Raw genomic sequence first — 25,955 nt, 5'->3', positions numbered from 1 at the left:
GCGCCGCCCCGTAAGGCAGCGCATTGGCCAAAAACGGGACTGGCCGCAGGCTGGCGCGCGCCCTTGAAGGCACGCCGGTTTGTGTAGCCGCTGCCGCAGGCTGCGAACGGGCCCTGAGGGCACGCTGGAGCAGACGCCGCGTTGTTCCAGCTTTGCGCCGACTGCGTCGGCGATCGCAGCCTTGCAGGCTCGGCCGCGGCGACAAGGCCGTGGGCACCGTTCAGCGGGTGGTCGGGGGCGGCAGGCTCAGGCGAAAACGCGCGCCCCCCAGGGGCGAGGCTTCCACGGTCAGGGTGCCGTCCTGGGCTTCCAGGGCGCGGCGGCTGATGGCCAGGCCCAGGCCGAATCCGCCGGTGGCGCGGTCGCGGCTGCGGTCCAGGCGGTAGAAGGGTTCGAATACCCGCTCGCGCTCGTCGTCAGGAATGCCGATGCCGTCGTCGTCGACCCAGATTTCACACCCCTCGTCGCTGACCAGCACGCCCACCTGAATGCGTTTCTCACAGTAACGGGTGGCATTGCGCAGCAGGTTCTGCAGGGCCCGGGCAGTCAGCCGCGGGTCCAGGGTGAAACGCTCCAGGGTGCCGTGCAGCAGGACATCGATGACGATGTCCGATTCCAGTTCATCGTCGACGCTGCCGAGGATGCTGTCGATGAACTCGTCCAGCGACACCTCGACCTGCTCCGGCAGGCAGGCCGGATTCTGCAGGCGGCTGTAGGACAGCAGCTCCAGCACCAGTTCATCCAGTTCACGAATATGCGCCACCAGCCCTTGCAGACGCTCGCGGCTGGCGGCAGGCAGATCGTCGGAGAGCACCAGGGCCAGGCCGAAATCCAGTCGGGTCAAAGGCGTGCGCAACTCGTGGGACACCGCATTGAGCAAGTCCCGCTGCTGGTTCAGGAGTTGCTCGATGTCCCCGGCCATGGTGTCGAAGACATGGGCCAGGCTGCCGATGTTGGAGCTGCCGGGCAGTTGCGTGCGTTCACTCAAGTGGCCCTTGCCGAAGCGCTCGGCGGTGCGCTTCAAGCGCTCCAGATCGCGCCAGTGGGGCCTGACCCAAAGCAGCAGGCAGGCCAGCAGCACCGCGACGATCAGCACGTTGATGCTCCAGTACAGCAGGTTGACGTCCAGAGGGTCCGGCGGCACCACCAGCTTCACCGCCAGCTGGTCATCCAGCGGCGACACTGCCAGTGTGCGCCAGCCCCAGTCTCCCAGGCGCACGACCTTCTCGCCGCGTTCCAGGCGCTCACGTTCGTAAAGGCTGAAGTCCGCATCGTCGATGCGCACAAGAGCCACCTGCAGCGGGTGGAACTCCTCGTCCATTTCCTCGGCCAGGGTCGGCCACTGGGACGCAGGCATGGCGCGAAACTGCTTGACGATCAAGCTCTGCAGCCCGCGGGACTGATCCAGGTTGTAGTCCAGGAAACGCTCGTGGAAGACCTTGATCACCAGGTCGGGGATCAGGTAGATCGCTGCGCTGAAGGCGACGATGGTGATCAGGTACAGCCGGATCAGGATGCGCAGCATGGACTCAGCATTCCCACTCGGAACGGCTGAACAGATAGCCCTTGCCCCAGACGGTCTTGATCTTGCGCGCCTCGCCGGCATGGTCGTCGAACTTGCGTCGCAACTTGGAGATGGCCACGTCCACCGAGCGATCGGTGCCGTTGAACTCGATGCCCCGCAGGCGCTGGAGGATCTGGTCGCGACTGAGCACTTCACCGGCGTGCCGGGCCAGCACCACCAGCAGGTTGTACTCACCGCTGGACAGTTCCACCAACTGCTCGCGCCAGGTCACGGTGCGCTCGGAGAGGTCGATGCACAGGTTGCCCATGAGGATCTGATCGCTGGCGGTCTGCGGCTCACTCAGGCTGCTGCGGCGCAACAAGGTACGCACCCGTGCCAACAGCACTCGCGGTTCGCAAGGTTTTGTCACATAGTCGTCGGCGCCCATTTCCAGCCCCAGGACCTGATCATGGCTATCATCGCGCGCGGTCAGCATCAGGATCGGCAAAGTCGCCGAGTCGGCGCGCAACAAACGGCAGACCTGCAAACCGTCCAGCCCCGGCAACATCAGGTCGAGGATCACCAGGTCCGGCGGATTGGTCTTGGCCCGCTCCCGCACCTGATCGCCACGACTGATCACACTGACCTGATAGCCGTTGCGCTCCAGATAACTGGCAATCAGTTCCGAGAGGGCGGAGTCGTCTTCGACGAGAAGAATATTGGGCATGAGCTGAGGTCTTTATTGAAGAAATACAGAGTACCGGCGTTTCTTATAGAGCACCGGCTACAACCAGCGAGGCGCCAAGGATATACAACAGCGGCAGCCCGGGCGCGCCTGCTTCACACTTTTTCACACAGCACCTACACAGCTTCACAGCGGGCCTTGACTCATGCCCTTAGCATGCCGAGGTCATTATTGGGGTATCAGCATGTCGAATAAACTCTTCGCGCCACTCTGCCTGTTGGTTCTGGCAGGGGCGCTGAGCGCCTGCGGCCAAACCGAGGGCGAACAGACACCACCGACCGCCACGGTGCGGATCGAGACGATCCAGAGCCAGGCCCTGTCCATCACCAGCGAACTGAGCGGGCGCATCGCCGCACCGCGGATCGCCGAAGTCCGTGCCCGGGTGGCCGGGGTGGTGCTGCAACGGACCTTCCGCGAGGGTTCCGACGTCAAGCAGGGTGACGTGCTGTTCCGCATTGACCCGGCGCCCTTCCAGGCCGACCTGGACAGCGCCCGGGCCAACCTGCGCAAGGCCGAGGCCAGTGCCTTCCAGGCGCGCCTGCAGGAACAACGCTTTGCCAAGCTGATCGCCGACCAGGCCATCAGCGGCCAGGAATACGACAACGCCCGGGCGACCCGGCGCCAGGCCGATGCCGAAGTCGCGGCCAATCAGGCCGCAGTCAAACGTGCCAGGCTCAATCTGGACTTCGCCACCGTTACCGCGCCGATTTCCGGTCGCGTCGGCCGCGCCCTGGTGACCGAAGGCGCCCTGGTGGGCCAGAACGAAACCACGCCTCTGGCGCTGATCCAGCAACTGGACCCGATCCACGCCGACCTGACCCAATCCACCCGTGAGCTCAATGAACTGCGCCGGGCCTTGCGGGCCGGGCAGTTGCAACAGGTGGGCAAGGACCAGGCCAAGGCCACCCTGATCCAGGACGACGGCAGCCTCTATCCGTTGCCCGGCAAACTGCTGTTCGCCGACATCAGCGTCGACCCGAGCACCGGGCAGATCATCCTGCGTAGCGAGTTCCCCAACCCGGACCTCGATCTGTTGCCCGGCAGCTTCGTGCGCGTGCGCCTGGAGCAGGCCGTCAACCAGCAGGGCATCAGCGTGCCGCAACGGGCCATCCAGCGTGACAGCGCCGGCGTCGCCCAGGTGTTGCTGGTGAATGCCGAAAACCGTGTGGTGCAACACCCGGTGCAACTGGGCGGGGTACAGAAAGACCGCTGGATCGTCACCGAAGGGCTCAAGCCCGGTGACCGCATCATCGTCGAAGGCTTGCAGCACGCCCGTCCCGGCGAGCTGGTGCAGATCGACGACACGCCCCTTCCGCTCGCTCAGAATCCTGGCCAGTAGGTAGTACGACATGCCGCAATTCTTTATTGACCGCCCGGTGTTCGCCTGGGTGGTCGCCTTCTTCATCCTGTTGGGTGGCGCCCTGGCGATTCCCCAACTGCCGGTGGCGCAGTACCCCACCGTGGCACCGCCGCAGATCGAGATATACGCGGCCTATCCGGGTGCCTCGGCGCAGACCCTGGACGAGTCGGTGGTCAGCCTGATCGAGCAGGAGCTCAACGGTGCCGACCACCTGCTGTACTTCTCCTCCCAGAGCAGCCTGGGCAGCGCCACCATCACTGCCACCTTCCAGCCCGGCACCAACCCGGAGCTGGCCCAGGTGGACGTGCAGAACCGCCTCAAGGCGGTGGAGCCGCGCCTGCCCCAGGCCGTGACCCAGCAAGGCCTGCAGGTGGAGAAAGTCTCCGCCGGCTTCCTGTTGCTGATCACCCTGACCTCCAATGACGGGCGCCTCAACGATGTGGCCCTCAGCGACTACCTGGCGCGCAACGTGATGAACGAGATCCGCCGCGTGGACGGGGTTGGCAAGGCCCAGCTGTACGGCGCCGAGCGAGCCATGCGCATCTGGCTCGACCCGCAGAAGCTGATCGGTTTCAACCTGACCCCGGCGGACGTCAATGCCGCCATCAGCGCGCAAAACGCCCAGGTGCCGGCAGGCAGCATCGGCGATCTGCCCAACCCGTCGAGCCAGGAAATCACCGCCACCATCCTGGTCAAGGGCCAGCTGAGCACGCCGGAAGAGTTCGCCGACATTGTCCTGCGGGCCAATCCCGACGGCTCCACGGTGCGCATCGGCGATGTGGCGCGGGTGGAAGTCGGCAGCCAGGAATACCAGTTCGGCACACGCCTGAACGGCAAGCCCTCCACCGCTGTTGGCGTGCAGCTGTCCCCCGGGGCCAACGCGCTGAATACCGCGACCCTGATCCGCGCCAAGATGGACGAACTGTCGCGCTACTTCCCCACCGGCGTGGAATACAAGATCCCCTATGACACCTCACCCTTCGTCAAGGTCTCGATCACCAAAGTGATCTACACCCTGATGGAAGCCATGGCCCTGGTGTTCCTGGTGATGTTCCTGTTCCTGCAGAACATCCGCTACACCCTGATCCCGACCCTGGTGGTGCCGGTGGCGCTGATGGGCACCTTCGCCACCATGCTGGCCCTGGGGTTCTCCATCAACGTGCTGACCATGTTCGGCATGGTGCTGGCCATCGGCATCCTGGTGGACGATGCCATCGTGGTGGTGGAGAACGTCGAGCGGATCATGGCCACCGAGGGCCTGTCGCCCAAGGAAGCCACGCGCAAGGCCATGAAGCAGATCACCGGGGCCATCATCGGCATCACCCTGGTGCTGGTCGCCGTGTTCATTCCCATGGCCTTCATGCCGGGTTCGGTGGGGGTGATCTACCAGCAGTTCTCCCTGTCCATGGCCACCTCGATCCTGTTCTCGGCCTTCCTCGCCCTGACCCTGACCCCGGCCCTGTGCGCCACCCTGCTCAAGCCTATTGCCAAGGGCGAACACCATGAACGCAGCGGTTTCTTCGGCTGGTTCAACCGGCGTTTCGAAAGCCTGAGCAACCGCTACGAGGGCGGCGTGAGCTATGCCCTCAAGCGCACCGGTCGCTACTTGCTGATCTACGTCGCGCTGCTGGCGATCATGGCGCTGCTGTTCAGCCGCCTGCCCTCCTCGTTCCTCCCGGTGGAAGACCAGGGCTACACCATCACCGACATCCAGCTGCCGCCCGGGGCCAGCCAGAACCGCACGATCAAGGTGGTGGAACAGATCGAGGCGCATAACGCCGGCGAACCGGGGGTGGGCGACAGCACCATCATCCTCGGCTTCAGCTTCTCCGGGAGCGGACAGAACGCGGCCCTGGCCTTCACCACCCTCAAGGACTGGTCGCAACGGGGCAGCGACGACTCGGCCATGGCCATTGCCGACCGCGCCAACGGCGCCCTGAGTGCGATCAAGGACGCCGTGGTGTACGCCGTACTGCCGCCGCCGATCGACGGCCTGGGCACCTCCAGTGGCTTCGAATTCCGTCTGCAGGACCGTGGCGGCGTCGGCCACGCCGCGCTGATGCAGGCCCGGACCGAGCTGCTGGCTGCCACGGAAAAGAGCCCGATCCTGGCCAACGTCCGCGAGAGCGCCCTGGCCGAAGCGCCCCAGGTGCAACTGGAAGTCGACCGCAAGCAGGCCAACGCCCTGGGCGTGTCCTTCGCCGATATCGGCAACCTGCTGTCCACGGCCCTGGGCTCGGCCTATATCAACGACTTCCCCAACCAGGGACGCATGCAGCGGGTGGTGGTCCAGGCCGAAGGCGATCAACGCAGCCAGGTCGAGGACCTGCTGCGGATGAACGTGCGCAACAGCGCCGGCAAGATGGTGCCGCTGTCTGCTTTCGTCCGCGCCACCTGGACCCTGGGGCCGGCCCAGCTGACCCGCTACAACGGCTACCCGGCGATTGCCATTTCCGGCGAACCGGCTCCGGGCCACAGCACCGGTGAAGCCATGCAGGAAGTCGAGCGACTGGTGAGCCAGTTGCCCGCCGGCCTGGGCCTGGAGTGGACCGGTCTGTCGCTGCAGGAACGCCTCTCGGGCAGTCAGGCGCCGCTGTTGCTGGGCCTGTCGCTGCTGATCGTGTTCCTGTGCCTGGCGGCGCTCTACGAGAGCTGGTCGATTCCGACCTCGGTGCTGCTGGTGGTGCCCCTGGGGGTGCTGGGTGCGGTGCTGGCGGTGAGCTTGCGCGGGATGCCCAACGACGTGTTCTTCAAGGTCGGCCTGATCACCATCATTGGCCTGTCGGCGAAGAACGCGATCCTGATCATCGAGTTCGCCAAGAGCCTGTACGACGAAGGCCACGACCTGATCGACGCCACGGTGCAGGCAGCACGCCTGCGTCTGCGGCCGATCGTCATGACGTCCCTGGCCTTCATCCTCGGCGTGGTGCCCCTGGCCATTGCCACCGGCGCCAGTTCCGCCAGCCAGCAGGCCATCGGCACCGGGGTGATCGGCGGCATGATCACCGCGACCCTGGCGGTGATCTTCGTCCCGGTGTTCTTCGTGGTGGTCATGAAACTGGTAAAACGCGGTTCGTCCAAGGACTGAACCCAGACAAACGGGTCCCGATTCCGGGACCCGTTCCTTCCTTGATTGCCACGCTCAATCCAGCCTCGAACGTCAGTCCTGCAACAGGCTGGTCAAACGCTCGCGAGAGGTCTCTGGCTCGCCTTCCACAGGCTGGGCAGAAGACAGGATGGGGGTGGAATAGAGCAACAGCAGAACCACAGCCAGACGCGTCAGCATGCTTTCGATCCTTGCTCGGGAAAGAGTCAATAATTCAGCGTCAAATTTAAACACATGGCTATGTGCCACTGCCAAGCATAATTTGTGCTGAGCCGCGTTTACATTCGAGGCTTTCACCTAAGTCGCGGATCATCTCCAGCAATGCCTTCACCCGCAGCGGCAAATTTCCGGCCGGGTACACCGCGTGCATCTGTGGGCTCTCACCGCTGCTGGAGGTGAGCTTGTACTCAGGACAAACCCGGAGCAGGCGCCCCGCTGCCACTTCGGGCTCCGCCATCCAATCCGCCAAGCGGGCGATCCCGACGCCCGCCAGGGCTGCCTGGAATACCGCCAGACCGGAGCTGAAACGAAATTTGGGGTGAACCCGAAAGCTGATGGCCTGCTCCTCACTGCGAAAATTCCACTCCTTGAGAATCCGTGGCGCCGTATGCAGGATCAGCGAATGCGACTCCAGTGCCTCGATGGACTCGGGCATGCCGTTGCGCTCCAGGTAGCCGGGGCTGGCGTACAGATAACGTGAGTAACTCCAGAGCGCAAAGCCGATCAAGTCGCTGGATTGTGGAAACGCGCCGCGAATCGAGAAGTCCAGCTTGCTCTTGGCCGGGTCGATGATCTCATCGGTGAAAATCACATCGACATTAACGTCTGGATAACGCTCGCAGTATTGCGCGATCAACCGGGGCAATACCCCTTGTCCGAGAAACTCGGGGGCGGAAAAACGGATCCAGCCGGAGGCCAGGCCGCTGAGACCGGACAGGTCTTCATCGACCTCACGTTGCAGGTCGAGCATTTTGTACGCGTGGGGCAATAAGCATTCACCCGCTTCGGTCAAGCTCACGGCATTGGAGGAGCGATTGAACAACTTGAGCCCCACACTTTCCTCCAGGGCTTGAACGGCACGGGTCAGTGCGCTGGGGGAGCGCCCCAGCGTCCGTGCCGCGGCGACGAAGCTGCGCTTGCGAGCCACGGTCGCGAAGGCTTCAAGTTCCCCCAACATATTCAATGCCACTGTCCACCTCATTGCATTTTTCACAACGCGGCATTGCAACACAAAAAAAGGCCCTTCCGTTAACCTTCCCGCTCAACCCACAAGGATGGGGCAAACAGGAGCGCAAGGACGTGTCAAAGCTGGATGAAGTAATCGGGAAAGCCGCAGCTTGTGTTGATGAAGTCACTCATGAATGGCTGGAAAAAAAATCAGTGACTTCGATCCGACGGGAGATACCGCAAATTCATCTGTCGCTCGAAGAACAACGCACACTTCAGGCCGGTCTGGCAGCGCTGGACGTGACCGATAGTGCCTCGGGTATCCGCCACATGCCGGCCCTGGGGCGACTGCTGGAAAGTGCCCTGTGCCCGGAGAAAATCCAGCAGCTACGCAATTTTCCACAGGCCCGTGACGTGGCGATGATCGTCAGGGGGCTGCCGCTGGACCCGCAACTGCCGGCCACGCCCTATGACCTGGAGCCGGGTATCGAGAACGTATCAACGCTGGCCGGGGCTATCTTGTCCGTGCTGCAAACCCTGCAAACCCGTCCACTGGCCTACGAGGGTGAAAGCAACGACACCGTGTTCCGTCACGTATCGCCCAAGCACAAGCGAGAGACCGAAAAGAGCTCCTATGGCTCGCGCGCGGACCTGGGCATGCACGTCGACAACCCTCACCTGCCTTTGACCTGCGAACCCGTCTCGCAGTTGTCGGCCTGTCCGGAGTACCTGTCCCTGACCGGCCTGCGCTGCGAGCTCGATGTGCCGACGCGCATCGTCGCCATTGACGAGGTGCTGGCCATTCTGCCGGCCTGTGTCGAAGAGGAATTGTTACGACCGAACTTCACCGTTCGCCGACCGGCCTCCTTCGGCAAACAGGGGAATGTGCTGGAAAACGTCCCCTTGCTGTACAGAAGCGCAACCGGTGACCTGTATTGCCGCTACAACAAAGCGAGTGTCGAAGCGACCTGCGCCAATGCGCAGTTTGCCCTCCAACTGTTCGCCGCCGCCGCCGATCATCCCGATGTCGTGCACCACATACTGCTGCAACCAGGGGACATGCTGATCTTCAAGAACCAGCAAACCCTGCATGCCCGGGATGGTTTTACACCCCGCTACGACGGCCGTGATCGCTGGATGTTGCGGGTCTTCGGGGTCAATGATCCGGCACGCGTGGTGCCGCTGGCCCCTCATCAACCCTACATAGGCAGAGCCTGATTTCATGGTCGATATTGTCATCCTTTGCGTGTTCGCCTTCGCCGCCGGCCTGATCGATGCGGCGGTGGGTGGCGGCGGACTGATCCAGATTCCCGCGCTATTCAACGTGCTCCCCACCGCTCAACCGGCGGCGCTGCTGGGTACCAACAAAGTCGCGGCCGCCTGCGGCACCGCATTCGCGGCCCGATCCTTCGTGCGCAAGGTGGTGATCAACTGGGGGCTTGTGATCCCCGCCGCCTGCGCGGCCTTTGTCATGGCCTTCTTCGGCGCCGCCACGGTGTCGTTCGTACCTCAGTCGATGATCCGGCCGGCGGTGCTGGTGTTGATTGTACTGATGGCGATCTACACCTTCTGGAAGAAAGATTTCGGCGCCCTGCACAAACCCATGCGCATCGGTACCAAGGAAAAACTGCTGGCGATCGTCATCGGCGGCGCCATCGGTTTCTACGATGGCCTGTTCGGTCCCGGCACTGGCAGCTTCCTGATCTTCCTGTTCATCCGCTGCTTCGCCTTCGACTTTCTGCATGCCTCGGCGTCGGCCAAGCTGGTGAACATCGCGACCAACGTAGCGGCACTCATGTTCTTCATCCCAACGGGCAACGTGCTCTACCTGATCGCAATTCCCATGGCGGCATTCAACATCCTGGGCGCGCTCACTGGCACCTGGCTGGCCGTTCATAAGGGCGTGCCCTTTGTCCGGGCTCTATTCCTGGTGTTGCTGGTGATTCTGATCAGCAAACTGTCCTACGACATGCTCCTGTAAACCAGAGGAAAACTACATGCATCCGATGTTCGATCGCCTCGTGGCACTGCTCGATGCCCGCTCAGCCTCCTACCGGGTGTTGATGCACGATGCCGAGGGCCAGTCGGCGCGCGTCGCCGAAATCCGTGGCACCGAGCCCGGCCAAGGCGCGAAGGCCATGCTTTGCTCCCTCAAGGGGCAGCCCGGACCCTATGCCCTGGTGATACTGCCGGGCGACCAGAAGCTGGACATGAAGAAAGTCGGAGCGGCCCTGGGCGGGAAAAAAGCCGAGCTGGTGAAGGCCGAAACCGCCATGGAGCTGACCGGGTGCCGGATCGGCGCCATCCCTCCTTTTGTTTTCGATGAGCGGATTCAATTGATCGTCGATCCGGCCTTGACCACAGGCTACGCAGAAATAGCCTTCAACGCGGGGCGGCTGGATGCGTCGATGGTGCTCGATACGCAGGATTATCTGGCGATTGCCATGCCTCGATTGCTGGACATCAGCCAGGCCTGAGCAAACCTTCCCCTTGCGCCCTCCCCTATGACATGAAGCAGAGCTTGTCGATCGCAAGGTCGGCAAGCCATGCCGGCTTGGGCGCAAATCGTGTGAGGAACTCAGAGGCTACGGGGCAACGTAGATATCGCGCAGGACATGCCAGGTGGCTAGCCAGCACAGGCGTAACGCTAGCCGATCAGCCGTGGCTCTTGTGATCCAGGGCGGCGTAGAAGTTGGCGCTTTGTTGCAGGTACTTCTGGGTGTAGGTGTTGGTGGAGGATGTCTTGCGGCTGATTTCCACGTTGGCGCTGGCTGGCAGGGCCACGCTGGCGGAAATGGCGGAGGCTGCGATCACGGAGAAGAGATTGAAGTTCATCGGTATAACCCTCGGATTCAGTTGGCTTGCTTGCCCGTGTGGGCTGTTGAGCAAACTTACTCCCGAGGGTTGGCGGGAAAAAATGCTTTGCGGCAGTAGCTATTATCAGCGTGATTGATAGAAGCAGTCAGGCCCCGGATACCGGGGCCTGCGGTCTATTGACGCACCAGGAACTTGATGTCGCTGGGGGCTTCGAAGGGCAGTTTCTGCACCGTCTTGCCGAGGAAACCGGTCTTGGCGTCACGTTCGATCACCACGATTTCATTGCTTTTCTGGTTGCCGATCAGCACGTAGCGGTTGCTCGGATCGAGGCTGAACTCCCGCGGGTGATCGCCTTCCACGGAACGGCGCTGGATCTCCTTGAGCTGGCCGTTGCTCGGGTCGATGGCGAACACCAGCAACTGGTTGGCCGTGCCACGGTTACTGACATACAGGTACTGGCCGTCCTTGGAGGCATGCAGGGCCGCGGCGGCCTTTTTCTCCTTGGAGCCATTGGCCGCCAGATCCAGCAACTGACGCTGGGTCAGCTTGCCGTCCTGATAGTCAAAGACCGCCACCTGGGCGCTCATCTCCAGGGTCAGGTAGGCACGCTTGCCATCGGCACTGAACAGCAAGTGGCGCGGACCACTGCCTGGGGGCAGTTGGACAAAGGCCGGTTCGGCGGGCGTCAGCGGGTGTTCCGGATTGGCCTTGGGGTCGTAGCGGTAGACAAAGATCTTGTCTGCCCCCAGGTCGTTGGCGAACACGAACTGGCCGTCCGGGGACGACACCGACGAATGCACGTGGGCCGACTGCTGGCGCTCGGGATCGACCCGGCTGCCCGGATGGCTGGTGAGCTGCACCACCGGCGACAGATGGCCGTCGGCGCTGACCGGCACCACCGCCAGGCTGCCACCCGGGTCCACGTCCACCGAATAGTTGCTGACGAACAGGTAGTTGCCGTCGGCGCTCAGGCTGGAGTGAGTAGGCTCGTTGCCCTGGCTCTGCACCTGGTTGATCAGGTTCAGTTGATGGGTCTTGGGCGCCAGGCTGTAGCTGCTGACACGACCGATGGGGTCAACCTGCCCCGGGCTGTTTTCATTCACCACAAAGACGAATTTCTGGTCCTTGGAGAGGGTCAGCCAGGACGGGTTGGAGCTCTTCACCACTTGCAACGGCTTGGCATCGATCCGCCCGGTCCCCTCGTTGAAACGCAGGCGATACAGGCCCTGGCTCTGCCCTTGGGTGTAGGAACCCACCAGCAGTTCCTGGGTCTCTGCCGGCGCGGCCTGGACCGCCATGGCACCGACACTGCCGGCCATCAATAGCGGCCAGAAATTACGCATCTTCATGCTCACTCTCCTCTTCGTCGCGGGCACTGAACGCGCTCATGCACACCAGGCGGTGCTCGCCGGAATCAGCGACCAGGGTCCAGCTCTGCAGCGCCTGATCAAAAGTCGCGGCCTGCACCTGGGCCAGGGTAAAGCTCCAGCGCTTGGCGGCACGGCCATCCATGCACTCGATCAGCAGGCGCTGCTCGTCGAGGGTGAAATCGAAGGCGTGCAGGCCGTCGATTTCCAGCATGTCGCAGGCTTCAAGGGCGGTGAGCAAGGTGTCGGTAGCAGCGGTCATAGCAATCAATCATCAATTGGAAAGGCGCAATCATAGCTGATCGGCGCCCAAGGATCGGGCCCGTATTGCGTCCAGTCATCACTCGCCGCCGGTGCGGCCTGCGGGCACTGTCGAAGGGGTCTGGCCATGCCCTGCGGCGCCAGCCTGTTCATGCCCTGGGAGCAGGCATGAAAAAGCCGCGCCCGAGGGCGCGGCTGAGTGTTCAAAACGCCTGGATCAGTGAGCGAACAGCGAGTTGCCCTTCTGCCCCGCCAGCTTCTCCGGCTTGATCAGGAACCGCGCCAGGGCCGGCAGCAGCCACAGGGCGCCGAACATGTTCCACAGCAGCATGAATGTCAGCATCAGGCCCATGTCGGCCTGGAACTTGATCGCCGAGAAGATCCAGGTGCACACGCCGATGGCCAGGCACAGGCCGGTGAACAGCACCGCCTTGCCGGTGGAACGCAGGGTCTGGTAGTAAGCCTCCTGCAACGGCAGTCCGGCACGCAGGAAGCTTTCCAGACGGCTGTAGATATAGATGCCGTAGTCGACCCCGATGCCCACCCCCAGCGCCACCACCGGCAAGGTCGCGACCTTGACGCCGATGCCCATGAAGGCCATCAACGCGTTGCCCAGCACCGAGGTCAGCACCAGCGGCAGGACGATGCACAGGGTCGCCGCCCAGGAGCGGAAGGTGATCATGCACATGCCGGCCACACAGATGTACACCAGGATCAGGATGGTCAGCTCGGACTCCTTGATCACTTCGTTGGTAGCCGCCTCGATCCCGGCGTTGCCGGCGGCGAGGATGAACTCCAGGCCATCCTTGTTGTGCTGCGCGGCGAATTCCTGCACCGCATGCACCGCGCGGTCCAAGGTCGCGGCCTTGTGGTCATTGAGGAACACCAGCACCGGCGCCAGGGAGCAGTTGTTGTTGTACAGGCCGTCGGCCCGGGCAATGGAGTTGTTGAGCACATCGGGGTTGCGCGACAGGGTTTCCCATTTCAGGTTGCCCTCGTTCATGCCCTTGATCATCTGCTTGGACACAGTCACCAGGGAGATCGCCGACTGCACGCCCTCGGTGTTCTGCATCTTCCACATCAGCTCGTCGATGGGGGCCATGGCCTCATAGCGCGAGCAACCTTCGGATGCGGTCTTGACCATCACCACCAAAACGTCGGAGCTGGTGGAGTAGTTGCTGATGATGAAGTTGTTGTCCTTGTTGTAGCGCGAGTCGGGACGCAGCTCCGGCGCGCCCTGGTCGAGGTCGCCGATCTTCAGGTTCTGGCTGTACCAGAGGCCGCCGCCAAAGGCCACTAGGGCCAGGGCGATGGAGATCGGTGCCACTTTGGGGCTGGCAAAATTCGACAGCAGGCGCCAGAACGGATGCTCGCGGGAGGCATCCTTCTTGCTGCGTTCGATGGCGCGCTTGCTGATGCCGACGTAGGAAATCGCCACTGGCAGCAGGATCAGGTTGGTGAACACGATCACCGCCACACCGATGGAGGCACCGATGGCCAGCTCGCGGATCACCCCGATGTCGATGATCAGCAAAGTGATGAAGCCCACGGCGTCGGCGAGAATGGCGATCATCCCCGGCAGGAACAGTTGGCGGAAGGTCCGCCGCGCCGCGGTCAGGGCGTTGTCGGCGTCACTGGACTGCAGGGCGATGCCGTTGATCTTCTGCACCCCGTGGGAGATGCCGATGGCGAAGATCAGGAACGGCACCAGCATCGAGTACGGGTCCAGGCCAAAGCCGAAGGCATGCATCAGCCCCAGCTGCCAGACCACCGCCACCAGGGTGGTGATCAGCACCGCGATGGTGCTGCGGATGCACCAGGTGAACCAGTACAGCAGCACCAAGGTGATGATGAAGGCCACGCCGAAGAACATCACCACCATGATCAGGCCATCGATCAGGTCGCCGACCTTCTTGGCGAAACCGACAATGTGGATCTTCACATTGGGGTTCTGCGCTTCGAACTTGTCGCGGATCTTTTCTTCCAGCTGGTGGGAGAACTTCTGGTAGTCCAGGGCCAGCAGCTTGCCCTGGTCCTGAGGGTCCGGGTAGGACTCCAGCAACGGGATGTCGACGATGCTGGATTTGAAATCGTTGGCCACCAGGCGCCCGACCTGGCCGGACTTGAGGACGTTGTTGCGCAACTGGTCGAGGCTTTCGGGCGAGCCGTTATAGCTCTGGGGAATCACCTCGCCACCGGCGAAACCTTCTTCGGTCACCTCGGTCCAGCGCACGCTGGGGCTCCACAGCGACTTGAGCCCGGAGCGATCGACGCCAGAGATGTAGAACACCTCGTCGTTGATCTGCCGCAGGGTCTCCATGTACTCCTGGGTGAAGATGTCGCCGTCGCGGGCCGCCACCGAGATACGCACGGTGTTGCCCAGGTTGGCCAGGTCATTGCGGTGCTCCATCATCCGCTCGATGAACGGGTGCTTGAGCGGGATCATCTTTTCGAAACTGGTGGAAGGCCGAATCAGGGTCGCCTGCCAGAACAGAAAAGCGCTGACCAAGAGGCAAATGAAGATCACTGCCGGGCGGTTGTTGAAAATCAGGCGTTCGAGAAAGTTCGCCTTGTCCTGGTGATGACTGCTCATGGAATTCCCCACCTTCTTATTATGTGCCCGGCTTATTTGCCGACGTCAGCGCCGGTTGCCGCAGAGATCCGCACCCCGCCCTGCCCGGCCAGGATCAGCTTGCCATTGCCGGCAGCGGTCACCGCCGACAGCGAGAGGCGGTCAGCGCGGTTGAATACGCTGAAGGTCTGGCCGTGGTCGGTACTGCGGATCACGCTGCCACCGTTGCCGACGATCACCAGCGAGCCGTCGTCCAGCAAGGTAGCACCCGACAGGCCGAACTCCAGGGCGCCACGGGCAGCGTTCAACTCCACCTGCTCCCAAGTGTTGCCGAAATCCGTGGAACGATAGAGATTGCCCCGCAGGCCGAACACCAGCAGGGTCGCCGGCTGGCCGGTAGCGATCACGCCGAACAGCGAGCCTTCATAGGGGCCTTCGAGGCGTTCCCAGGTCTGCCCGTCATCGGCGGAGCGGAACAGGCTGCCCTGCTCGCCGACGATGAACAGTCCGGAATCCTTGACCTGGGCAATGGCGTTGAGGTGGAACTGGTCTTCGTTGTCCAGGCGATCGCTGACGTCTTCCCAGTGCTGGCCACCGTCGGTGGTTTCCAGCAAGGCGCCATAGGCACCGACGGCGTAGCCGTTGCGGGTGTCCTTGAACCAGACATCGAGCAAGGGCGCTTCACGCTTGAGGTCCTGGAACTGCCGACTCCAGGTGACACCGCCATCGGTGCTGGCCAGGACCTGGGCATCGTGGCCCACCGCCCAGCCGTGCTGGTCATCGACAAAATACACCGCGGTCAGCAGTTGCCGGGTGGGCACCTTGGCCTGCACCCAGGACGCTCCCTGATCGTCGGAATAGAGAATGTGCCCGCGGTCGCCCACTGCCACCAGGCGCGTGCCGGCGTGGACCACATCGAGCATCAGGCTTTTCGCCGCCTTGGGCGATTCGATGGAATAGACAGTATCCGCTGCGGTGGCAGCGGCCAGGACCGGTGTCGACAGCGTCACGACACCCAACAGCGAGAGCGCTGTAGCCAGCAATGCGAACGTGCGCAGCGCCGGCGGGCGGCCAACAACTACACCCATGACAGGCTCACTCATAGACCATTCCCCCATTATTATTGTCAGGTCATTTGACCTCTCAGGGCGCCTTCAGGGGTTTTCGATGCCTGGACCGACCGTGAAGATCGTCCTGAAACCTGCACTCTAGAGCCCCTTCGGCTGCGGGCTATCCTATCGGGCTTTGGAAAGGTCTGACAATCAACGCCACGTTATCTTTTGTTAATCACCGCGTCTGGCCAGGCCCCTGAATGCTCGGGCATTCGCTGGGCTGATCGATGCTCCTCTGCAGCAGGCGAGGAAGCGTTGATGGCGGTACGAAAAGCTTGTCAATTTAGCTGAGGTTTGCGCGGCCTGTCGGCGTGTAGCACCGGTACACGACCAAAGGCTGATCCAGGGCATAAGCCGCCGCTACCCAGTGTTGACTATGATGAGCTGCGTGGGTGGCGAGCCCGATGACCTTCAGGAGTGACGCATGATTGCCATACGCGAGGCGTGGAAGGCTGGCTTGCTCGGCCCCCGGCACTGGGCTCGCAACCTGGTGGCTGGGGTGATTGTCGGCGTGGTGGCGCTGCCCCTGGCCATGGCGTTTGCCATCGCCTCCGGGGTCAAGCCGGAACAGGGCATCTACACCGCCATCGTCGGCGGCCTGCTGGTGTCGCTGTTCGGCGGTAGCCGCTTGCAGATCGCCGGCCCCACCGGGGCCTTTATCGTGATTCTCGCCGGGGTCACTGCCAAATACGGGGTCGACGGCCTGCAGCTGGCGACCATGATGGCCGGCATCATCCTGTTCCTGCTGGGCATCAGCCGCCTGGGCGCCCTGATCAAATTCATCCCCGACCCGGTAATTCTCGGCTTCACCGCCGGGATCGGGGTGATCATCTGGGTCAGCCAGTGGAAAGACTTTTTCGGCCTGCCCGCCGTCCAGGGCGAACACTTCCACCAGAAGCTCTGGCACCTGCTGCAAGCCCTGCCCGAACTGCACCTGGCCACCACCCTGCTGGCCTTGCTCAGCCTGGCGCTGCTGTTGTGGGTACCCAAGATCCCCGCGCTCAAGCGCCTGCCGGCGCCGCTGGTTGCCATGGTCCTGGCCACCGCCTTGCAGTCACTGTTCCAGTTCCAGGGCGTGGCCACCATCGGCAGTGCCTTTGGCGGCATTCCCCAGGGCTTGCCGACCCTGCAACTGCCCGAGATCAGCCTGCCACGGATACTCGACCTGATAGGACCGGCCTTCGCCATCGCCATGCTCGGAGCCATCGAATCGCTGTTGTCGGCGGTGGTGGCCGACGGCATGGCCGGCACCCGCCACGACTCCAACCAGGAACTGATCGGCCAGGGCATCGCCAACCTGGCCACGCCGCTGTTTGGCGGGTTCGCCGCCACCGGCGCCATTGCCCGCACCGCCACCAACATCCGCAACGGCGGCAGCAGCCCGCTGGCCGGCATCACCCACGCCGTGGTGCTGGTGCTGATCATCCTGTTTCTCGCGCCGCTGGCGGCCAATATCCCGTTGTGCGCCCTGGCGGCGATCCTGTTCGTGGTGGCCTACAACATGAGTGAGCTGCACCACTTCAAGCGCATGGTGCAACGCGCGCCCCGGGCGGATGTGGCGATCCTGCTGTGTACCTTTGTGCTGACGGTGTTCAGTGATCTGGTGATTGCGGTGAACATCGGAGTGATCCTGGCGATGCTGCATTTTCTGCGGCGCATGGCCTCCTCGGTGGAGGTGCAGCAGGTGGTGGGAGAGGATCTGGAGAACGAATTGCGCGGCAAAGGACGCGGGCACCTGCCTGCTGGGGTGCTGATCTATACCATCGAAGGCCCCCTGTTCTTTGGCGCTGCCGAAACCTTTGAACGGGCCCTGGCCCAGACCCATAGCGATCCCAGGCTGCTGATCATCCGCCTCAAGCATGTGCCGTTCATGGATATCACTGGGCTGCAGACCCTGGAGGAAGTGATAGGTCAGCTGCACAAGCGCGGGATCGTGGTGAAACTGTGCGAAGCCAACCTGAAGGTTCATGCCAAGCTTGAGCGAGTGGGCATCCTGCACGCCATTGGCGCGCAGAACTATCACCGCGACTTGAGCAGCGCACTGCCTCCCCTGTAGCCGCTGCCGCAGGCTGCGAACGGTCTGGGCGGCACTGCGTCGCAGGGACGCATCGATCTCAAGACCGACAGAGGTATGACGGGCGATCGCCAAGCAAGGTCCTGCGGACCTTGGCGCAGCTTCGCAGGCTCAGCAGCGGCTACAGGCGTAGCCGCTGCCGCCGTCAGGCGAGGCTTTTGCTCACCACTTCGAACACGTCGCTGGAGAGATCGCCGGAAGCACGGATGCGCTCCAGTTCGCCCTTCATCAGCGCCTGACGGGCGCTGTCGTATTTGCGCCAGCGAGTCAGTGGCGCCAGTTGCCGCGAGGCAATCTGCGGGTTGAAGCCGTTGAGCTGGATCACCAGATCCGCCAGGAAGCGATAACCCGAACCATCCGCCGCATGGAAGTTGATCAGGTTCTGCCCGGCAAAAGCCCCCACCAACGCCCGCACCTTGTTCGGGTTCTTGAGGTTGAACGCCGGGTGCTGCATCAGCGCCTTGACCCGCTCCAGGCCGCCCGGCAACGGGCTGCCTGCCTGGACGCTGAACCACTGGTCCATGACCAGGGCGTTGTCCTTGAAGTTCTCGGCGAACACTGCCAGAGCCTGGGCCTTCTCGGCCTCGAACGGCGAGTTGACCAGCACCGCCAGGGCGGTGAGGCGCTCGGTCATGTTGTCGGCGCTGTCGAACTGCTCGATGGCCGCCGCCAGCACTTCGGGGTTGCGGGTCAACATCAGGTAGGACAACGCAATGTTCTGCAGCGCGCGACGGGCAAAGTGCTCGGACTCGGCCACATAGGCCGTGGCCTTGGACACAGCCCGGTTGGCCTGATAACGCTTCCACAGCGCATCAAACAGGCTGTCAGCCAGTTGCTGGCGGGCAAACTCGCGAGCCGCATGGATCGCCTCGACATCCGCCACTTCGCTGATCTCGGTCAGATAGGCCTCGCCCGGCAGGGAGAGCATTTCCGCGACCATGGCCTGGTCCAGGCTGTCATCCGCCAGCACAGTGCCCAGGGCAGTCACCAGACGTTCGTCCATCACCAGCGCCTGACCCTGCTGATGCTGGGCAATCAGTTCTTGCAGCACTTGCACGGCCAACTGCTGGCCGGCGTCCCAACGGTTGAAACCGTCGCTGTCGTGCTGCATGAGGAACATCAGCTGGTCGCGGTTGTAGGGGAAGCTGAGCTTCACCGGCGCCGAGAAGCCCCGCAGCAGCGATGGCAACGGATGTTCGGCGATATCGACGAAGGTGAAGGTCTGCTCCGCCTCGGTCACCGAGATCACCCGGGAAGTCCCCTGGGCGGCGTTTTCGCCGGACAGGCGCAGGGCCATACCCGCCCCTTTCGAGTCCAGCAGGCCAAGCTCCACCGGGATCACGAACGGCAGTTTCTCCACTTTGTCCGGGGTCTGCGGGCAGCTCTGGCGGAAGGTCAGGCTGTAGGTCTTGGCCGCCGCGTCGTAGGACTCGCTGACCGCCAGCCGTGGCGTACCGGCCTGGCTGTACCAGCGTTTGAACTGGGTCAGATCGACGCCGTTGGCATCTTCCATGGCCTTGACGAAATCGTCACAGGTCACGGCCTGACCGTCATGGCGCTCGAAGTACAGGTCACTGCCCTTACGGAAACCTTCAGCTCCGAGCAAGGTGTGGATCATGCCGACGACTTCCGAGCCCTTCTCGTACACGGTCAGGGTGTAGAAGTTGGAGATCTCGATAAAGCTTTCCGGGCGCACGGCATGGGCCATGGGGCCGGCGTCTTCGGCGAACTGGTGGGTGCGCAGGTAGGCCACGTCCTGAATGCGCTTGACGGTGCGCGAGTTCATGTCCGCGGAGAAACCGGCATCGCGGAACACCGTGAAGCCTTCCTTGAGCGACAGCTGGAACCAGTCGCGGCAGGTCACGCGGTTGCCCGACCAGTTGTGGAAGTACTCGTGGGCGACAATCGCCTCGACCCGCTGGTGGGCGGCGTCGGTGGCAGTTTCGGCACGGGCCAGCACGGCGCTGGAGTTGAAGATGTTCAGGCCCTTGTTTTCCATGGCGCCCATGTTGAAGTCGTTCACCGCGACGATCATGAAGATGTCCAGGTCGTATTCACGGCCGTAGGTCTCTTCGTCCCAGCGCATGGACTTTTTCAGGCTGTTCATGGCGTGCTGGCACTTGTCGATGTTTTCCGGCTCGACATAGATGCGCAGCGCCACATCGCGGCCGCTCTGGGTGCGGAAGCTGTCTTCCACGCACCACAGGTCACCGGCCACCAGGGCAAACAGGTAGGCGGGCTTCATGAACGGGTCTTCCCAGGTCGCCCAGTGCCGGCCGTCTTCACCGGGGCCGCTGGCAATCGGGTTACCGTTGGAGAGCAGCACCGGGTAGCTGTGCTGCTCGGCCACCACGGTGGTGGTGAACTTGCTCATCACATCCGGGCGGTCGAGGTAATAGGTGATCTTGCGAAAGCCCTCGGCTTCGCACTGGGTGCAGAACATGCCACTGGACTTGTACAGGCCTTCCAGGGCGGTGTTGCTTTCCGGGTGGATCTTCACGCTGGTGTCCAGGGTGAAGCTGGCGCTGGTGGGGTGCAGGGTCAGGTGGCTGTCGTCCAGCTGGTAGTCGCCAGCACTCAGCGGCTGATCGGCGAGGCTCACCGATAGCAGCTCCAGCTGCTGGCCATCCAGCACCAGCGGCGGCAGCCCGGCGCCACGGGCCGGGTTGCGACGCATCACCAGCTGCGCATGGACCAGGCTGTGGTCCTCGAACAACTCGAAGGTCAGGTGGGTCTCGTCGATCAGGTACTCGGGGGCCTGATAGTCCTTCAGGTAGATCATCTTCGGTTGATCGGTGCGCATGGCGAATTCCTTCTACTGATGCACGGCGAGCTGGTAGGCCGTGTACTTACGAATGTTGATCACGCCGGTGTCGAAGATCAGGTACTGGCCCTTGATCCCCAGCAGCGTGCCTTCGGCAATCGGGTTCTTGTCCAGGTTGAAGCTGACGATCTTGGCCGGGTACTGCTCGACCGGATAACGAATCTCCAGGGGCTCGATATCGGTCACCGGCTGAATCGCCTGCAGGCCGAAACGCTCCTGCAGGGCCAACAGGCCCTCGGCGCAGGATTCAAACAGTTGCTCGCGCACCGCCACCAGGTCCACCGCCTGGGCATCGCCCTTGAGCAAGGCACGCCAGTTGGTCTTGTCCGCCACCTGGGAGCGGAACAGATCCTCGACGAAGCCCGATTGCTGGCGGGTCGCCACGCGCATGATCGGCAGCGCCTGGCTGGCGCCCTGGTCGAGCCAGCGGGTCGGCAACTGGGTGGCGCGGGTGATGCCGACCTTGATCCCCGAGGAGTTGGCCAAATAGACCACGTGATCGGTCATGCAGAACTGCTCGCCCCAGGACGGCTCGCGGCAGGTGCCGGCGTCGTAGTGGCAACGTTCCGGACTCATGATGCAGATATCGCACTGGGCCAGCTTGGTCATGCACGGATAGCAGTAACCCTGGCTGAAACTGGTCTTGGTCTTGCGCCCGCAGTGAGTGCAGTGGATCGCCCCCAGGTATTCCAGGCGCACCTGAGTACCGATCAGGGGGTTGACCGGCACCTCGCTGTCACCCAGGCGAAAAGCGTACTGAACATTCGGCCCGTCCAGGCGTGCCGACATTTTGCTGATGGAACCGCGGCCAATCTCGATCAATGGATGGCATCCGACTTGAACAGGATGTTCGGCACCGGCGCCGACTTCGAGGCGCATTCCTGCGGGCCCATGTAGCCGGTGCGCTGGTCCTCGGGCAGGTTCTGCATTTCCCAGGCAATCATCGCCTGCAGCGACAGTTCACGCTGCTCGGCGGTGAGCTTGCGGCCATCGGACCATTTGCCGATCTCTACCGCCAGCTTCAGGCTCTGGTAGATCTCGGGGGTGATGTTTTCGATCATTTCGACAAAGGACGACATACAAGACTCCAGCATTCAAAGGGCCAGTTTACGGCGACTGTACAAGCCGCCCAACAAACCAGTAAGGCAACCGACGAGCAGCCCGCCGACGTGGGCGGCGTTGGCGATTTCGCCGAACCCGATCATCGACACCAGCCCGGACAGGCACAGCAGCAGCCACACCAGCATCATCACCAGCACGCCCCGGGGCAGGCGGTAGATGGGGTTGGGGGACAGTAATTGGTAGATCCAGCAATGCCCGAGCAGACCGTAGAGCACCCCGGACAGGCCGCCGAACAGGGTCGGGCCACTGAAATAGTATTGGGCGTAGTTGGACACCAGGCTGAACAGCAGGGTCAAGCCCAGCAGGTTGATGCTGCCCTGGCGCAACTCGATACGCCGCCCCAGTTCCCAGTACCACATGCCGTTCATGGCGATATGCAGGATGCCGAAGTGGATCAGCATCGGCGTCACCAGGCGCCACCACTGCCCCGCCGCCAGGCTGTCGGCCAGGGAACTGAACTGGATGTAGTCGCCGACCACGCGAAACTCGAGGAAGGTAAACCAGCCGAGGGTTTGCAGGTTGTCCCCCAGCAAGGTGATGCCGCAAACCGCCAGGCTCAGCAGCAGGATCAGCGCGGTAATCGGGCTGCGGCGCAACTGCTCCCCCAGGCCGACGCGGGCCGGGGTGGCCGCCTGCGGGATATCCAGTTGCTGCTCGGGATCGCCCTGGGGAAAGCGCTGGTACAGGCCCCGCACATCCTCACTGATGGATTCCGGCACCCAGAGCACCTGCTCGCCGGCCTCCTCACTGACCCGGTGCGGCACCTGCATGCGCTGCAGCAGTTTGACGAAACCACTCAGATCCGTGGCCAGGGGCAGACGCAAAACCGCTACCGCGCTCATCGCAACACCTCGGGCCGCTCGACGTCGACCCAGACAAATTTATTCGGGTCCAGGCGGGTTTCCTGGTCCAGCCGATACGCGGCGAGCTTGCCGTAGAGCACCGCGCTGTAATCCAGGCACGCCAGGTTGGGCCGGATCGGCGCCGGCTTGCCGCTGCGCCAGTAGTGGCCGACGAACAGCATCGGCTCGTCGGCGCCGTAGCGCAGCAGGCTGTTTTTCTCGGCCGGGGACAACGGTGTGCGAGCCACCGGATCGGGCAAGGCATCGGGCTGGAAGACGATGTCGCCGTAGGTCTGTGGGTCGTCTTCCCAGAACTTGGTGCGAAAGAACGCCCGGGTCAGGCCGTCACCGCTGGTCATGGTCAGGCCGTGGGGCAGGCGCATGTCGGTGCCGCGCAGCAGGCGATCGAAGGCGGTGCTGGCAAAACTGTCGGGCAGCGCCGAGGCCTGGAGGAAGGTTCGATCGATGCAACCGTCCGGATACTGCTGGCGCAGGGGCGCGATCAGGCCGGCATCCCAGCAAGCGTGCACCACGCGGAAACGGCCGGCGTCGACGAACAGCGGCAGTTCATAGAACCACTCGAGGAAGTCGTGCCAGTCGCCAGGGTGGTGTTCGAACTGGGTCAGGGTTTCGTGGATCAGTCGGGCATGGCGCGGGGTGTGTTCGCGCACGAACTGCTTGCCGCTGCCGGCCGCCGCCGGGGTGCTCCAGCCCAGGGCGTTGAATTCATGGTTGCCCATGATGCACAGCGCCTGACCGGCCACCACCATGTCGTGGACGATATGCAGCGATTCACGGATTCGCGGGCCGCGGTCGATGATATCGCCGAGGAACACCGCCATGCGCGACGGGTGCCGCCAGACGCCGCCCTGCTTGTGATACCCGAGCCGATCCAGCAAGTGCTCCAGGGTCAGGGCGCAACCGTGCACGTCACCGATCAGGTCGTAGCTACGCGCGGGATCGAGCATCAGTCGCCTCCACCGCCCAGTCGGCTGCCCCAGCCGAGTTTGGTCCGACAGACCTCGTAGTAGTTGTGGTCCAGCGGATGGATCAGGCGCAGCTTCTGCGCCTTCTTGCTGACCGTGATGGTGTCGCCCGGGGCACAGGTGAAGTGGTTCTGCCCGTCACAGGAGACTTGCGGATAGATCTGCATATCTTTGGACACGACGATTTTCAGCTCACTGTTGCCATCGACCACGATCGGCCTTCCAGACAAGGTATGGGGGTACATCGGCACAATCACAATGGCATCCAGCTTGGGATGCATGATCGGGCCGCCGGCGGACAGCGCATAGGCCGTGGAACCGGTAGGCGTGGCGACGATCAGGCCGTCGGCCTTCTGGCTGCAGACGAACTGGCCGTCGATGTAGATCTCGAACTCGATCATCCGCGTCGACTTGCCCGGGTGCAGCACCACGTCGTTGAGCGCATCGCCCTGGCCGATGGCCTCGGCATGGCGACGGACTTCGGCCTGCAGCAGGAAGCGGTTTTCCACCAGATAGTGGCCGTCGAGCACTTCGGCAACCTTGACTTCCAGCTCATCGGGGCGGATGTCGGTGAGAAAGCCCAGGCTGCCGCGGTTGATCCCCAGCACCGGAATATTGTGCCGGGCCAGGGCCCGAGCGGCGCCCAGCAGGCTGCCGTCGCCGCCGACCACGATGACCATGTCGCAGACCTCGCCCAACAGCTTGCGCGAGGAGGTCTGCAGACCGTGGCCCGGCAGCACTTCGGCGATGGTGTCTTCAAGGATCACGTGCAGGTGGCGCGCCAGCAGAAACTTCTTCAGTCGGCGAACTGTGTCCAGCACCTGGGAACTGCCCAGGCGACCGATAATGCCGATATTGCGAAACTGCTCCATGGGGCTCCTGCGGAATTCGGGTACGGGCGAAACGGAGGATTATGGGCGAAACCCGGCGTTAGACAAAATCCTTTCAGCCACGGGCGCTTGGGAGCAGCCGACGCAACTGCGAGTGGCACGCATTTATCGCGAACGGCACAGGTTTGCGTCTATGCTCGCAAGATGCTCCTGTTCCCGGATTTGCTCAGCCTCCCCCGCCAGTTGCGTCAACCTGAAGTCCGCGACCTCGCCTGGGTCATCCTCGCGCCGCCGATGCTCAGCCATACGCCCTGGCCACAGCGCCACCCCCTGGCCGGCAGCGACTGGGTGCTGGCGCCACAACTGCTGGCCCACTGGCTGCGATGCCAGGATCTGGACAGCCGCGCCTTGCGCCATTGGCTGAATCAGGGTCGGACCCGGCGCCTGGGCCTGTACTACGAACGCCTCTGGCAATTTGCCGTGCAGCATGCGCCGGGGGTGGAACTGCTGGCGGCCAACCTGCCGATCCGCCGTGAGGGGCACACCCTCGGTGAACTGGACATGCTGCTGCGCGACCGCGAAGGCGTGCATCACCTGGAGCTGGCGATCAAGCTCTACCTGGGCCCGCAGCACGGCAACGGCTGCGACAGTGCGCAATGGCTTGGCCCGGGCTGTCACGACCGCCTGGACCGCAAGCTGGCGCACCTGGACGAGCACCAACTGCCGATTTCCGCCCGCGCCGAAAGCCGCGAAGCCTTGGCGGCGCTGGATATCCAGCAGTTCAACGCCCACCTGTGGCTGGGGGGCTACCTGCTCTATCCCTGGCCGGGCCACGCCGAACCGCCTCAAGGCGCTCACCCGCAGCACCTGCGAGGGCGCTGGCTGCACCAGCGGGACTGGCCCGCCTTCATCGCCCAGAGCGCACCCGGGCGTTGGCAGCCCCTGCCCCGCCACGCCTGGCTGGCTCCGGCTCACTATCCGGCCGAACAGGCCTGGACGGCCGGGCAACTGCAGCAATGGCTTGCAGAACTGGACGCCCAGGCCCCGGCGCAACTGCTGGTACGACTGGTGGAAACAGCCGAAGGGGGCTGGGAAGAAGCCGAACGCCTGTTCCTGGTGGCCGACCTCTGGCCCAACGTCCCCGCGACCCAGCCCCTTGCGCCCAGAGATCAACCTGCGTAGGCGCTGGCGTGCCAGCGAAAGTCCTCCCCCCGCCGGGCACACATCTCGCCGCCCCCTTCGCCGGCAAGCCGGCTCGGTGGGGTT

General features: G+C 63.2%; 22 protein-coding genes. 7 read left to right on the top strand and 15 right to left on the bottom strand.

The window, feature by feature from the left end; genetic code table 11:
* Positions 1–220: 220 nt before the first annotated feature.
* Together PFZ56_RS19755 and PFZ56_RS19750 are read right to left on the bottom strand one after the other, a co-directional pair.
* Positions 221–1,525 (bottom strand): ATP-binding protein, encoded by a 1,305-nt coding sequence (locus PFZ56_RS19755; RefSeq protein ID WP_102879609.1) that lies wholly within the window; start codon positions 1,523–1,525, stop codon positions 221–223.
* Positions 1,526–1,529: 4 nt separating this feature from the next.
* Positions 1,530–2,231: a response regulator transcription factor gene (locus PFZ56_RS19750; protein WP_102865204.1), complete on the bottom strand. Its 702-nt coding sequence runs from the start codon at positions 2,229–2,231 to the stop codon at positions 1,530–1,532.
* Positions 2,232–2,433: 202 nt separating this feature from the next.
* On the opposite strand from PFZ56_RS19750, the gene PFZ56_RS19745 reads away from it, so the two are divergent.
* A complete protein-coding gene (locus PFZ56_RS19745) occupies positions 2,434–3,588 on the top strand; it encodes an efflux RND transporter periplasmic adaptor subunit (protein WP_102879611.1) in 1,155 nt (384 codons plus the stop codon).
* Between the two features lie 10 nt (positions 3,589–3,598).
* Positions 3,599–6,697: an efflux RND transporter permease subunit gene (locus PFZ56_RS19740; RefSeq protein ID WP_102879612.1), complete on the top strand. Its 3,099-nt coding sequence runs from the start codon at positions 3,599–3,601 to the stop codon at positions 6,695–6,697.
* A gap of 72 nt (positions 6,698–6,769) precedes the next feature.
* On the opposite strand, the gene PFZ56_RS19735 is transcribed toward PFZ56_RS19740, so the two are convergent.
* Together PFZ56_RS19735 and PFZ56_RS19730 are read right to left on the bottom strand one after the other, a co-directional pair.
* On the bottom strand, positions 6,770–6,895 hold the full coding sequence (locus PFZ56_RS19735; RefSeq protein ID WP_016965043.1) for a hypothetical protein: 126 nt from the start codon (positions 6,893–6,895) through the stop codon (positions 6,770–6,772).
* 58 nt (positions 6,896–6,953) lie between these two features.
* Positions 6,954–7,904 carry a LysR family transcriptional regulator gene (locus tag PFZ56_RS19730; RefSeq protein ID WP_170002445.1) on the bottom strand — a complete coding sequence of 317 codons (951 nt, stop codon included), beginning with the start codon at positions 7,902–7,904 and terminating at the stop codon, positions 6,954–6,956.
* Here PFZ56_RS19730 and PFZ56_RS19725 point away from each other — a divergent pair.
* From PFZ56_RS19725 to PFZ56_RS19715, 3 genes are read left to right on the top strand one after another with little or no spacing between them, the layout of a single operon-like run.
* Complete coding sequence (locus PFZ56_RS19725; protein ID WP_222933700.1) at positions 7,898–9,100, top strand: TauD/TfdA family dioxygenase; 1,203 nt, start codon at positions 7,898–7,900, stop codon at positions 9,098–9,100. The genes PFZ56_RS19730 and PFZ56_RS19725 overlap by 7 nt on opposite strands.
* Before the next feature lie 4 nt (positions 9,101–9,104).
* Complete coding sequence (locus tag PFZ56_RS19720) at positions 9,105–9,863, top strand: TSUP family transporter (RefSeq protein WP_102865209.1); 759 nt, start codon at positions 9,105–9,107, stop codon at positions 9,861–9,863.
* Positions 9,864–9,879: 16 nt separating this feature from the next.
* On the top strand, positions 9,880–10,359 hold the full coding sequence (locus PFZ56_RS19715; protein ID WP_080963096.1) for a YbaK/prolyl-tRNA synthetase associated domain-containing protein: 480 nt from the start codon (positions 9,880–9,882) through the stop codon (positions 10,357–10,359).
* Between the two features lie 178 nt (positions 10,360–10,537).
* Here PFZ56_RS19715 and PFZ56_RS19710 read toward each other — a convergent pair whose 3' ends face one another.
* The 5 genes from PFZ56_RS19710 to PFZ56_RS19690 form a co-directional block, all read right to left on the bottom strand.
* Entirely contained in the window at positions 10,538–10,717 is a 180-nt protein-coding gene (locus PFZ56_RS19710) for a hypothetical protein (protein WP_102865210.1), read from the bottom strand.
* 155 nt (positions 10,718–10,872) lie between these two features.
* The gene (locus tag PFZ56_RS19705) at positions 10,873–12,048 is read right to left on the bottom strand and encodes a lactonase family protein (protein ID WP_102879615.1); all 1,176 of its coding nucleotides are present in this window, start codon (positions 12,046–12,048) and stop codon (positions 10,873–10,875) included.
* Positions 12,035–12,328: a DUF5629 family protein gene (locus tag PFZ56_RS19700; protein WP_102865212.1), complete on the bottom strand. Its 294-nt coding sequence runs from the start codon at positions 12,326–12,328 to the stop codon at positions 12,035–12,037. The genes PFZ56_RS19705 and PFZ56_RS19700 overlap by 14 nt, the downstream gene beginning before the upstream one ends.
* A gap of 216 nt (positions 12,329–12,544) precedes the next feature.
* Positions 12,545–14,920: an RND family transporter gene (locus PFZ56_RS19695; RefSeq protein WP_110595573.1), complete on the bottom strand. Its 2,376-nt coding sequence runs from the start codon at positions 14,918–14,920 to the stop codon at positions 12,545–12,547.
* A gap of 32 nt (positions 14,921–14,952) precedes the next feature.
* The gene (locus PFZ56_RS19690) at positions 14,953–16,002 is read right to left on the bottom strand and encodes a YCF48-related protein (RefSeq protein WP_170002447.1); all 1,050 of its coding nucleotides are present in this window, start codon (positions 16,000–16,002) and stop codon (positions 14,953–14,955) included.
* 433 nt (positions 16,003–16,435) lie between these two features.
* Between PFZ56_RS19690 and PFZ56_RS19685 the strand changes: the two genes are divergently transcribed.
* Positions 16,436–18,067, top strand: a complete 1,632-nt coding sequence (locus PFZ56_RS19685) for a SulP family inorganic anion transporter (protein WP_123391046.1) — start codon at positions 16,436–16,438, stop codon at positions 18,065–18,067.
* A 163-nt stretch (positions 18,068–18,230) separates the two neighbouring features.
* On the opposite strand, the gene pepN is transcribed toward PFZ56_RS19685, so the two are convergent.
* The 6 genes from pepN to PFZ56_RS19655 are packed head-to-tail and all read right to left on the bottom strand — an operon-like array spanning position 18,231 to position 24,731.
* Positions 18,231–20,888 (bottom strand): aminopeptidase N, encoded by a 2,658-nt coding sequence (gene pepN, locus PFZ56_RS19680; protein ID WP_170002449.1) that lies wholly within the window; start codon positions 20,886–20,888, stop codon positions 18,231–18,233.
* 12 nt (positions 20,889–20,900) lie between these two features.
* Positions 20,901–21,731: a DUF2797 domain-containing protein gene (locus PFZ56_RS19675; protein ID WP_102879619.1), complete on the bottom strand. Its 831-nt coding sequence runs from the start codon at positions 21,729–21,731 to the stop codon at positions 20,901–20,903.
* Positions 21,728–21,988 (bottom strand): YeaC family protein, encoded by a 261-nt coding sequence (locus tag PFZ56_RS19670; RefSeq protein ID WP_011061566.1) that lies wholly within the window; start codon positions 21,986–21,988, stop codon positions 21,728–21,730. The genes PFZ56_RS19675 and PFZ56_RS19670 overlap by 4 nt, the downstream gene beginning before the upstream one ends.
* A gap of 15 nt (positions 21,989–22,003) precedes the next feature.
* Positions 22,004–22,873, bottom strand: a complete 870-nt coding sequence (locus PFZ56_RS19665) for a rhomboid family intramembrane serine protease (protein ID WP_102879620.1) — start codon at positions 22,871–22,873, stop codon at positions 22,004–22,006.
* Positions 22,870–23,844, bottom strand: coding sequence for a metallophosphoesterase (locus tag PFZ56_RS19660; protein WP_170002491.1), 975 nt, complete (start codon positions 23,842–23,844; stop codon positions 22,870–22,872). Before PFZ56_RS19660 ends, PFZ56_RS19665 begins: the two co-directional genes overlap by 4 nt.
* Positions 23,841–24,731, bottom strand: a complete 891-nt coding sequence (locus PFZ56_RS19655; protein ID WP_007920913.1) for an NAD(+) kinase — start codon at positions 24,729–24,731, stop codon at positions 23,841–23,843. Before PFZ56_RS19655 ends, PFZ56_RS19660 begins: the two co-directional genes overlap by 4 nt.
* 162 nt (positions 24,732–24,893) lie before the next feature.
* Between PFZ56_RS19655 and PFZ56_RS19650 the strand changes: the two genes are divergently transcribed.
* Positions 24,894–25,871, top strand: coding sequence for a DUF1853 family protein (locus PFZ56_RS19650; RefSeq protein ID WP_170002451.1), 978 nt, complete (start codon positions 24,894–24,896; stop codon positions 25,869–25,871).
* Positions 25,872–25,955: the final 84 nt, after the last annotated feature.

This window comes from Pseudomonas danubii, assembly GCF_042980055.1.
In the GTDB taxonomy this organism is placed as follows: domain Bacteria; phylum Pseudomonadota; class Gammaproteobacteria; order Pseudomonadales; family Pseudomonadaceae; genus Aquipseudomonas; species Aquipseudomonas danubii.
The sequence above is the reverse complement of the archived record's forward strand: the minus strand, read 5'-3'. Positions and strand labels throughout refer to the sequence as shown.

Excerpts from the sequence above, each read along its gene's own strand:
- PFZ56_RS19700 (WP_102865212.1), bottom strand. The coding sequence starts at position 12,328 with ATGACCGCTGCTACCGACACCTTGCTCACCGCCCTTGAAGCCTGCGAC.
- PFZ56_RS19740 (WP_102879612.1), top strand. The coding sequence starts at position 3,599 with ATGCCGCAATTCTTTATTGACCGCCCGGTGTTCGCCTGGGTGGTCGCC.
- PFZ56_RS19735 (WP_016965043.1), bottom strand. The coding sequence starts at position 6,895 with ATGCTGACGCGTCTGGCTGTGGTTCTGCTGTTGCTCTATTCCACCCCC.
- PFZ56_RS19745 (WP_102879611.1), top strand. The coding sequence starts at position 2,434 with ATGTCGAATAAACTCTTCGCGCCACTCTGCCTGTTGGTTCTGGCAGGG.
- PFZ56_RS19725 (WP_222933700.1), top strand. The coding sequence starts at position 7,898 with ATGCCACTGTCCACCTCATTGCATTTTTCACAACGCGGCATTGCAACA.
- PFZ56_RS19655 (WP_007920913.1), bottom strand. The coding sequence starts at position 24,731 with ATGGAGCAGTTTCGCAATATCGGCATTATCGGTCGCCTGGGCAGTTCC.
- PFZ56_RS19710 (WP_102865210.1), bottom strand. The coding sequence starts at position 10,717 with ATGAACTTCAATCTCTTCTCCGTGATCGCAGCCTCCGCCATTTCCGCC.
- PFZ56_RS19690 (WP_170002447.1), bottom strand. The coding sequence starts at position 16,002 with ATGAGTGAGCCTGTCATGGGTGTAGTTGTTGGCCGCCCGCCGGCGCTG.
- PFZ56_RS19715 (WP_080963096.1), top strand. The coding sequence starts at position 9,880 with ATGCATCCGATGTTCGATCGCCTCGTGGCACTGCTCGATGCCCGCTCA.
- PFZ56_RS19720 (WP_102865209.1), top strand. The coding sequence starts at position 9,105 with ATGGTCGATATTGTCATCCTTTGCGTGTTCGCCTTCGCCGCCGGCCTG.
- PFZ56_RS19705 (WP_102879615.1), bottom strand. The coding sequence starts at position 12,048 with ATGAAGATGCGTAATTTCTGGCCGCTATTGATGGCCGGCAGTGTCGGT.
- PFZ56_RS19670 (WP_011061566.1), bottom strand. The coding sequence starts at position 21,988 with ATGTCGTCCTTTGTCGAAATGATCGAAAACATCACCCCCGAGATCTAC.
- PFZ56_RS19755 (WP_102879609.1), bottom strand. The coding sequence starts at position 1,525 with ATGCTGCGCATCCTGATCCGGCTGTACCTGATCACCATCGTCGCCTTC.
- PFZ56_RS19665 (WP_102879620.1), bottom strand. The coding sequence starts at position 22,873 with ATGAGCGCGGTAGCGGTTTTGCGTCTGCCCCTGGCCACGGATCTGAGT.
- PFZ56_RS19685 (WP_123391046.1), top strand. The coding sequence starts at position 16,436 with ATGATTGCCATACGCGAGGCGTGGAAGGCTGGCTTGCTCGGCCCCCGG.
- PFZ56_RS19650 (WP_170002451.1), top strand. The coding sequence starts at position 24,894 with ATGCTCCTGTTCCCGGATTTGCTCAGCCTCCCCCGCCAGTTGCGTCAA.
- PFZ56_RS19750 (WP_102865204.1), bottom strand. The coding sequence starts at position 2,231 with ATGCCCAATATTCTTCTCGTCGAAGACGACTCCGCCCTCTCGGAACTG.
- PFZ56_RS19695 (WP_110595573.1), bottom strand. The coding sequence starts at position 14,920 with ATGAGCAGTCATCACCAGGACAAGGCGAACTTTCTCGAACGCCTGATT.
- pepN (WP_170002449.1), bottom strand. The coding sequence starts at position 20,888 with ATGCGCACCGATCAACCGAAGATGATCTACCTGAAGGACTATCAGGCC.